The 9,330-nt window shown below is 49.4% G+C and carries 7 protein-coding genes; 3 read left to right on the top strand and 4 right to left on the bottom strand.

Going from position 1 to position 9,330, the window contains the following annotated elements:
- Positions 1 to 2,335 (top strand): efflux RND transporter permease subunit (locus Q0991_RS14965; protein WP_299489602.1); only part of this gene is annotated, 2,335 nt, incomplete at its 5' end.
- A 122-nt stretch (positions 2,336 to 2,457) separates the two neighbouring features.
- Here Q0991_RS14965 and Q0991_RS14960 read toward each other — a convergent pair.
- The 3 genes from Q0991_RS14960 to Q0991_RS14950 are packed head-to-tail and all read right to left on the bottom strand — an operon-like array spanning position 2,458 to position 5,774.
- Positions 2,458 to 2,811: a FeoC-like transcriptional regulator gene (locus tag Q0991_RS14960; RefSeq protein WP_299489600.1), complete on the bottom strand. Its 354-nt coding sequence runs from the start codon at positions 2,809 to 2,811 to the stop codon at positions 2,458 to 2,460.
- A gap of 27 nt (positions 2,812 to 2,838) precedes the next feature.
- Complete coding sequence (gene feoB, locus Q0991_RS14955) at positions 2,839 to 5,202, bottom strand: Fe(2+) transporter permease subunit FeoB (protein WP_299489599.1); 2,364 nt, start codon at positions 5,200 to 5,202, stop codon at positions 2,839 to 2,841.
- Positions 5,203 to 5,204: 2 nt separating this feature from the next.
- Positions 5,205 to 5,774, bottom strand: a complete 570-nt coding sequence (locus tag Q0991_RS14950; protein ID WP_299489597.1) for a ferrous iron transport protein A — start codon at positions 5,772 to 5,774, stop codon at positions 5,205 to 5,207.
- Between the two features lie 469 nt (positions 5,775 to 6,243).
- Here Q0991_RS14950 and Q0991_RS14945 point away from each other — a divergent pair, with 469 nt between their 5' ends.
- A complete protein-coding gene (locus Q0991_RS14945) occupies positions 6,244 to 7,161 on the top strand; it encodes a cation diffusion facilitator family transporter (protein ID WP_299489595.1) in 918 nt (305 codons plus the stop codon).
- On the opposite strand, the gene Q0991_RS14940 is transcribed toward Q0991_RS14945, so the two are convergent.
- Positions 7,158 to 7,850, bottom strand: a complete 693-nt coding sequence (locus Q0991_RS14940; RefSeq protein ID WP_299489593.1) for a Crp/Fnr family transcriptional regulator — start codon at positions 7,848 to 7,850, stop codon at positions 7,158 to 7,160. The genes Q0991_RS14945 and Q0991_RS14940 overlap by 4 nt on opposite strands.
- Before the next feature lie 295 nt (positions 7,851 to 8,145).
- On the opposite strand from Q0991_RS14940, the gene Q0991_RS14935 reads away from it, so the two are divergent.
- Positions 8,146 to 9,330: cbb3-type cytochrome c oxidase subunit I (locus Q0991_RS14935; protein WP_299489591.1), on the top strand; the 1,185-nt coding region annotated here is incomplete at its 3' end.

Here is a 9,330-nt window from a genome sequence, read left to right as displayed (position 1 = left end):
GGCTCAAGGGGAATTTATCACCCAGCCTGCGATGACGATTGGAATCGCTAAGAAAAAAGGCACGAATGCGGTTACCGTTGCCCAGCAGATTTTTGATCGCGTGGATGATCTCCAATCCCAACTGCCACCGGGGGTGCAAATTGTCGTTACCCGGAATGATGGTCAGACCGCTGCCAGGGCTGTGGGTGATCTCTACCAAAGTTTGCTGATTGCCATTGCCACTGTCGTGGGGCTACTTGTGATGTTCCTGGGGTGGCGGGAAGCCGCCATTGTCGCCTTTGTAATTCCCCTGACCTTAGCGGGGACACTAGCCGTGGGCTGGATGGCGGGACAAACCATTAACCGCATTACCCTATTTGCCCTGATCTTGGCCTTGGGGACGTTAGTGGATGATGCGATCGCAGTTACCGAGAATATTCACCGCCACTTTGAATCTGTGCCGCCATCTGACCGACGGCAGAAAACAACTGCTGCTGTCAGCGCTGTTAATGAATTGGGCACCCCGATCCTTTTATCGACAATCACCGTTATCTTAGCCTTCTTACCGATGAGATTTGTGACGGGAATGATGGGACCATATATGGGACCGATTCCCTTTAATGTGCCCGTGGCAATGCTGATTAGCACAACCCTAGCCGTAACGGTCACGCCTTTTTTAGCTCTACGTTTAATTCAGCTACAGCCCCACTCAGAGACATTGCCCAGTATTCAACAGACCCGCATTTATCGTGGCTATCGCTGGGTGATAGCTCCCCTCCTTGACTCCGCGTCCCGACGACGATTTGTATTGCTAGGGGTGACGGGATTACTCTTAGCAACGATGATTTTGCCCCTGACTCAGGCCGTGCGGTTTCGGATGCTACCGAAAGCGGATAAGGATACCTTTCTGGTGCAAGTAGATGCCCCCTTGGGGACGGAGTTAGCTACTACCAATCATCTGGTTGAAGATTTAGAGGCTGTCCTCCAACAAGAAACTGACATTATTCATTTTGAAACCTATGTCGGTGCGGGGTCACCCATAGATTTCAATGGGATGCTGCGAGGAGCAACAGATCGCCAAGCCGAACATTTTGCTGATATCCGAGTCCATCTCACCAATCAAGATGCTCGGTCTCGGCAATCAGAAGCCATTGTCTTTACCCTGCGTCCCCAATTGGAACAGGCGGCGACTCGCCATAATGCCCTCGTCAAGCTCGTGGAAGATCCCCCTGGTCCTCCGGTGCGCTCGACGATGTTGGCAGAAGTCTATGGTCCTGACTATGAGCAACTGCGGGCATTAGCCAAGCAAGTGCGGCAGGTCTTTGCCCAAACTGATGCTGTAGTTGATATTGATGATTCGGTGAAAAATCAAATGCCTCAGATGCGGCTGGTGGTGGATCGAGAGAAAGCCCAGCGAGCAGGATTAGCGACCCAAGAGATTGCTCAGACGTTACGGGTTGCGATCTCAGGTGCCCAAGTGTCTATCCTCAAAGTTGCCGATGAACTGAGTCCCATCGGCATCCAAGTCCGCTTTGCAGATGCCAATCGTCAGAGTATAGATGACCTGCGTCGGATTCAACTGCCCACTGCCAACGGCGCTTTAGTGTCCCTCTCAGAACTGGTGCAGTTTCAACCCACTACAGTTAATCAACCTATTTTTCATAAGGATCAGCGGCCCGTCACCTACGTGATGGGGGAAATGGGCGATCGATCGTCTGTATATGCAGTTCTCGATCAGTTGATCTATTTTTGGCAGCATCCGTTACCCCAGGGCTATTCGATCCAATGGGATGGAGAATGGAAGCTTACCCTCGATGTGTTTCGAGATTTAGGCTTAGCCATGCTGGTGGCAGTCCTGCTTATTTATCTGATTCTCGTCGGTCAGTTTCGCAGCTTTAAGGTGCCCTTGATTATTCTGGGCAGCATTCCTCTCGCCTTAATTGGAATTTTGATTGGTTTTTCCCTCAATGGCGTCTACTTCAGTGCCACGGCCATGATTGGGGTGATTGCTTTAGCGGGAATCGTCGTTCGCAATGCCATCGTCTTGCTAGAGTTCGTGGGGGATAAATTGCGGGAAGGGACTGACTTGAAGCTGGCTATTCTCGAAGCAGGGGCGACTCGTTTTCGCCCAATTCTCCTCACGAGTGTCACTACGATGTTGGGCACCCTCTCCATCCTCAGCGACCCAGTCTGGTCAGGGTTAGCTTGGACACTACTTAGTGGAATGCTAGCGTCATCCCTGCTGACCTTAGTTGTGATTCCACTCATGTACTACAGTGAATGTCGAAATCCTGATCAGTCTCACCGACCCATAACAGCAGAAGTTAAGCTGCTTTGTGAGCAAACATTGCCGTAGTGGACGTCTAGAGAGGAACGGTTCGGTATGGTCCAGACAAGGGTAACACTCTTGAATTGACAGCATGAATTGAAACTATAAATCAGACATAGGATTTAAGAATTTATCTACTGCAGAAAGTGTCACCCAACTTTCTTTGATGTTGAACCGTACTGATTGAAAAGCTCAGGTTCTAAGCTATGGATGGGTTGATCTTGGCAGCAGGGAATAGAGCATCGGGACCCATGATGCGGTTCAGGGCGATTTTGCTCATCTACCCATTCATAAAATGTCAGGGCATGACCATCACAAAAGGTACAGCCATGACATTTTGTAGGAACAGGGGCTTGCCGCACCCGACCCTTACGAATCAGTTTATGGATCATCGCCTGTAGGGCTTGGCCTTCAATATGGAAATGTTGCTCCATCTCGGCCAAAGAAACCAGATGACCGTTATGGATAAAGTCTTGAATGTCCTGCAAAATCATAACGGTCATCCTGCAATGTGTGATACGAACTGGGCTTTAACGCCTACTTGCGGTTACTTTTGGTCTATTAGTGCTTTTGATTGGACTAATGGAGACGGTATTTCGCCGAGTACCTAAGCTTTTCAAAAGACCAATCACTGCAACCATCACCACTACACCACCTCCAATCCAAACAGTAGAGAACCCAGGATGCTGGGCAAACGTAGCAATCTGATAAAACATGGTCGCCACCCAATAGGCTAAACCAGTCGTCCAAGCCGCGACCAAGGCCGTCCAGCCTAAATTGGTTTCTCGGTAAACCGCTCCAGTTGCTGCGACACAGGGAAAATACATCAGCACGAACAAGAGATAGGCAAACGCTGCTGTAGAATTACCAAACCGCTGAGCCATTTGGCCAAAGGTACTTGTGGAGAGTTCTTGTTCCTTAGCCACGGCACTCTGATCTTGGACATCACCAACATTTAATCCCAGCGGATCGAGCAGTTGATTCCCCAAACTGACCATATTGGTTGGGATGCTAACAAAGGCAGCCTGAAGGTTCTCACTCAAATTAAAGGGAGGATCTGCCTCACCTTGGGGTGCTGCTTCTTCAGCCAGTTGACCATAGAGAGAATCCAACGATCCCACCATGGCCTCCTTGGCAAAGACACCTGTAAAAATGCCCACCGTCGCTGGCCAATTCTCGGCTTGAACGCCCATAGGGGCAAACATAGGCGTAATGGTTCGGCTGCTGGCTGACAACACTGAGTTTTGACTATCCTGCTGACCAAAGGTGCCATCGGTGCCAACGGAATTTAAGAAGGCCAAAACCATCACCATCAGCACAATCATCTTGCCCGCTTTCAGCAAGAAGGTTTTGAGTCGGTCTCCAGCCCGCAGAAAAACCCCTTTAATTTTAGGGATGTGATAAGGAGGCAATTCCATCACCAGCGGGGAGGCCTCGCCCTGCATAATCGTGTTTTTCATTACAAACCCGGTAAATACGGCAGCAGCGATCCCAATTAGGTATAGGCCAAATACCAAATTCTGACCATTGCGGGGAAAAAAGGCCGCTGCAAACAGGGCATATACGGGCAACCTGGCCCCACAGGACATAAACGGATTCATCATGATTGTCATCAGACGATCGCGTCTATTTTCCAAAGTCCGAGTCGCCATAATTGCCGGGACATTACAGCCAAACCCCACCAGCATGGGAATAAACGACTTACCCGGCAAGCCGACAAACCGCATCAGCTTATCCATGACAAACGCGGCTCTGGCCATATAGCCTGAATCTTCTAGCAGCGCCAGAATCAGAAACAGCAGGCCGATTTGGGGGATAAACGTCGCGACAGTTTGGATGCCACTCCCCGCTGCGATGATGATACCCATGAGCCAGCCCGGTGTGCCGATGGACTCAAGCCAGGTTTGAGGCGCATCAACAAATAGTGTCCCCACAGCAATATCGAAAAAGTCAATAAAAGCTCCACCGATATTGATGGCGATGAAAAACATCAAATACATCACCAACAAAAACAGGGGAATGCCAATCCAGCGATTGAGGACGACCTGATCAATCTGATCCGATTTAGAATGGCTGACCTGATGGGTTTGTTGAACCGCTGCTTGCATCAGACTGCGGATATAGCCATAGCGGGTATCCGCCACCAAAATATCGATATCTTCATGCAACAACTGGTGAACTTGGCGACGATGTTTGGCAATGATTTGCTCAAGCTGCTGCCCCTGCAACTCTGGGGCCACCCGATTCTCATACTCCAGCAACTTCAAGGCGGTCCAGCGAGGCGCAATTTTAGAATTATGCCCCTGCCGCTGGACGATCGGCTCTAGCTGATGGATGGCATCCTCAATCACTGCAGGGTAAGTGACAAAGGTAGGATGATTTTTCGGATCACCAACATAGCTGTTAATAATATCTTTGATTTCGTGGATGCCCTCTCCTAGAAACGCACTCATGGTACTTACGGGGCAGCCCATACGTTGGGATAGCACCTGCGCATCAATGTCCAAGTCGTGATCCTGAGCAATGTCCATCATGTTTAGGGCAACCACCATGGGCAGTCCCATTTCCATGATTTGGGTGGTGAGGTAAAGATTGCGTTCCAAGTTAGAGGCATCGACAATATTCAAAATTAAATCTGCCTCGGTGGATAGTAGATAGTCGCGGGCAATCACTTCGTCTAAACCCGTGCTGTCATCTTCGCCATCTAGTGAATAGACTCCGGGCAAATCCACCACCGTCGTTTTGGTGCCGTCATAGTGATAGTGTCCCGTTTTTTGATCAACGGTCACCCCTGGCCAATTACCCGTTCGCTGGTTTGTTCCAGTTAAATCGTTAAAAAGAGTGGTTTTACCACAGTTTGGGTTGCCAATTAAGGCAATGGTCGGTGTTGACATGACTATTCCTGCACCTCTTGGACAATCAATAAGGCGGCTTCCGCTTGACGAAGGCTAAGCCGAAACCCTCGAACTTTGATTTCTATGGGGTCCCCGAGGGGAGCTATGTGGGTCACGGTAAATTCAGTGCCCGGGGTAAGACCCATCGCCAATAGCTTCTTTTTATAGGCTCTCAGGTTATAGGCTCTCAGGTCTGAGGTATGCGTATTGGCAAAGCCTTTAACCTTGCCGGTTTGATAAAGTTGTAGATCCTTAAGGGTTAAGGGGGCAGTTTGTTCCATCTTGGCGGGGTCTCCCATGGTTTGTTCTGGATCCGTCAACGGCTGATCCGTCACTAGAATTTGCTCGGCAATTTGCTGATTAAGACCAATACGGGTTTCGCCGATGCGAACCACTAAATTGCCAGCCACCCGCTGCAAGATTTCAATGGCGGTTCCAGGGGCTAGTCCCATACCAATCAGTTGAGTCGTCTTAGCACCGTTGCGATAGCCAACAATCCATAGTTGTTGTGGCGGTTGAGTTTTGGCCAAGCTTTGGTAAAAACTGGCAGGAATGTGGGAATTTATAGTCACAGATAGAAATTCCGAAACACAGAAATACAATATTTACTGCTAATACAAATAGCCAGCAGAATTCAAAGCAATATACGTTTGACACAAATCAAGACTGCACTGCAGATCGCTGCAGTCAGCTAGAACCCAATTGATAGCTATACCTATCTAGCCCACCCGCAACAGGGTGAAATCAAACAAGTAGAGTTCAGCTAATTAATAGTCATTATCAATAAGTAGTCTTCTGTCGTCTACACTTTTTAGACTGTTTTAACGAACTCAGTACTAGTCGGAACTCTGAAATACCCTCACCGCAATTAATTTATGGGAATCCTAAGTTTTAGAGGCTCTATAACAATGAATAATATTTTTGATTTAAATCAATAAATTACTTGTTCTATTGGCTTCTAAATAGTTGCAGTAAGCCGTATTTATGACTGATGATTGATCTCAATAGCAGTTCTTAAATAAAAGCAGCCCCAGTAGCCCTATGACCCTCGATAATCGCCAAGATGTGCGCAATGTGCTCGTCACTGTCTTGTTTTTAAATGTGACCGTGATGCTAATTAAGGCTGGACTGGGATGGTGGACAGGGTCCCTCAGCTTATTTGCCGATGCCCTCCATAGCATTACTGATAGTGCCAATAATGTTCTGGGATTAACGATGAATCGATTGGCATCCCCCGAACCCGATCGAGAACATCCCTATGGGCATCAGAAATTTGATGCCATTGGCGCTTTGGGTATTGCTGCATTTTTAGGGATTGCCTGTTTTGAGATTTTAGAAGGGGCAGTGGGACACTTGTTTAACCCAGGGTCCCTAGTAGAGATGTCTCCCCAAATATTAGAGTTATTACTGGTGGTGCTGGGTATCAATATTGTGGTGGCGGTGTACGAACGCCGCGTGGGTGAGCGGGTCGGCAGCAGTATTCTACTATCGGATGCCCAACATACGATGAGTGATATTTGGGTCACGGCCATGGTTATGCTTGGCCTGGTCGGTGTGGGGTTTGGCTACCAGTGGGTCGATGTGTTGCTGGCTTTCCCTGTCTGTATTTTGGTCTTTGCCAGTGGCTGGTCGGTCTTGCAGCGCAATTTACCCTGGCTGGTGGATGAGATGGCTATTGCCCCAGAAGCCATCCATGACGCTGTTATTAATGTGCCAGGGGTTCTCAACTGTCACGATATTGCCTCTCGGGGGTTGCTGGGACGACAAGCCTTTATCGAAATGCACCTGGTGGTTGACTCAGACAGTGTGGAAGTGGCCCACGAAATCACAGAAGAGGTGGAAGCCATTCTGGAGCAAAAGTATGCCCCTGTCCGGGCCACCATTCACATTGAGCCCCGGTCTTATTCCTCCGAGCAAATTAGTTTTGGTGAAGTGCCTGCCACAGAACAAGGTGTCTAATCGGAAGAGTCTGGAGATTGGCTTAAGGCGATAAGGCGATCGCGATCCAGTATCGTCACTTTGGGACCTGCGATCGCAATCATGCCATTACTACTCAGTTGATAAAACGCCCGAGATAGGGTTGCTGGAATAGTTCCCAGCCTTGCTGCCAGTTGGCTTTTGGTTAAGTCTAGATAGACCGTATCGCTGGCCGTATCACCCAAACTTAACAGGTAGGTTGCCAAACGCTGCGGCACACTTTTAAATGACAATTGCTCAACCAGTTGGGCCAGATGGCGCAGATGGCTAGAGAGGCTAATCAACATTTGCACCGCCACATCAGGGTTGTGGTGAAGAAAATCCAGAAACGGGTAGCGCGGAAAAAAAATCAGATCTGCAGGTTCTAGGGCTGCAGCGGAAGCCGGAAAGGCTTGGCCATCTAAAGCAGGGACATCTGCAAAGTTGTCCCCCTCGGTAAAAATATTCAAAATCTGTTCTTTGCCATTGGCAGACATCTGAAAGACTTTGACTCGCCCCGACTTCACCACATAAAATCCCGTCGCTTCTTGGTCTTGGCGGAAGATTTGCTCGCCTTTTCTAAAGGATTGAATTTGAGCAATTTGGGTCAGGGCCTGGCGTTGTTCTGCGGATAAGCCGCGAAAAATCACGGTTGTCTCCAACCAATCTGCCACGTTAGCGGTGTCTATCATCTACCTACACTCTGCCCAGAATTCCAAGTATGACGAAGGTCCGTTCGTAACCTCCACAACACTTTAGCCCCTGGCTTAGACTCTGCACCTTATTAATTACCAGGACTTAGATTTAAGCATCTTTTAATTGCCTGCTTGACTTAAGTCAAAGAATGAATCAAGTCGAGTCTCTTACAGTGAGAGGCATCTCCTCCAGACCCGCTCAGCATTGGGCGAACCTTGTCCTTAGGGTTCGACTCCTCCCCACTCAAAAGATGAGCTGTTAGGAGCAAAACCATTTTTGGGGATAGCAACGATGGCCAACCCAGCTTTAGATAACACTGTAGCGACGAACTTGCGATCGCGCCGCCCCTCTATGGGCTTACCCGCCTGGCTAGCCCTTATTTGCATTGTCACCTTTACCGTTCTACTCACGGCGGGTGCAGCCATTTATAAAAATGCACCTCCCATCCCCGCCAGAATTGTTTCACCTCAGCAGGAAACGATCCTTACCCAGGTTGATATCCAAACGGGCCAAGAAACTTACCTTGCCCGAGGCGGCCAACATATTGGCAGCATCTGGGGTCATGGCAGCTATCTAGCTCCAGACTGGACCGCAGATGTCCTCCATCGCTGGGGATTGGCCACTGCGGGTGTCCTGTATGACGGTGATCCTGACTTCAGTCAAGCGGATTTCGAGCAATTATCAGATATCGACCGCGCCACCCTGACCGTCCAAGTCCAGCAGGACTTTAAGGCCAATCGCTACGATACCCACTCGGACACCTTGGCGCTAACGTCGGCCCAAACCCAAGGGCTACAACGAGTCTTTGCGGATTATCAAACCCTGCTCTCCCAAGGCTCTTCCATTCATTCCATTCCCAGCGGTTGGTTCACCGATGAGGGGCAAATCCACTCAGTTACGGCCTTTTTTAGCTGGACAGCTTGGGCAGCCTCGGCCAATCGGCCCAATGCGCCTTTCTCTTACACCGCAAACTTTCCCCACGATGATCTGATTGGCAATCAAGCGCCTGGGCAATTTTTGATCTGGTCCATTGTGTCAGTGGTGGTCTTAATTGCGGCCATTGCCTTTTTTCTGTTCGTCTACATCACCCAAGAAGATGCAGAAGACGTGCAGCCCGTTGCGACCCGACCGGCTATTCGCCTCGCTACCCCCAGCCAAAAAGTGACCACCCTCTTTTTTGGAGTGGCTATGGTCCTATTTTTAGTCCAAATCCTGATGGGCATGGTGACCGCCCACTATGCCGTCGAAGGCGATGGTTTTTATGGAGTCCCGATTCAACAATATATGCCCTACGCTGCCTCCCGCACCTGGCACCTACAGATTGCAGTCTTTTGGATTGCCACCTGTTGGTTAGCAGCAGGGCTGTACTTTGGTCCCCGCTTTGGTAAACATGAACCCAAGTTTCAAGCCTGGGGCAATGGTGGACTGTTAGTCGCTCTCACTGTTGTCGTTGTTGGCTCCCTGGTGGGGACTTGG

The organism is Acaryochloris sp. IP29b_bin.137 (assembly GCF_028285745.1).
Classification (GTDB): domain Bacteria; phylum Cyanobacteriota; class Cyanobacteriia; order Thermosynechococcales; family Thermosynechococcaceae; genus Acaryochloris.
This window is presented reverse-complemented; position numbering and strand designations above follow the sequence as displayed.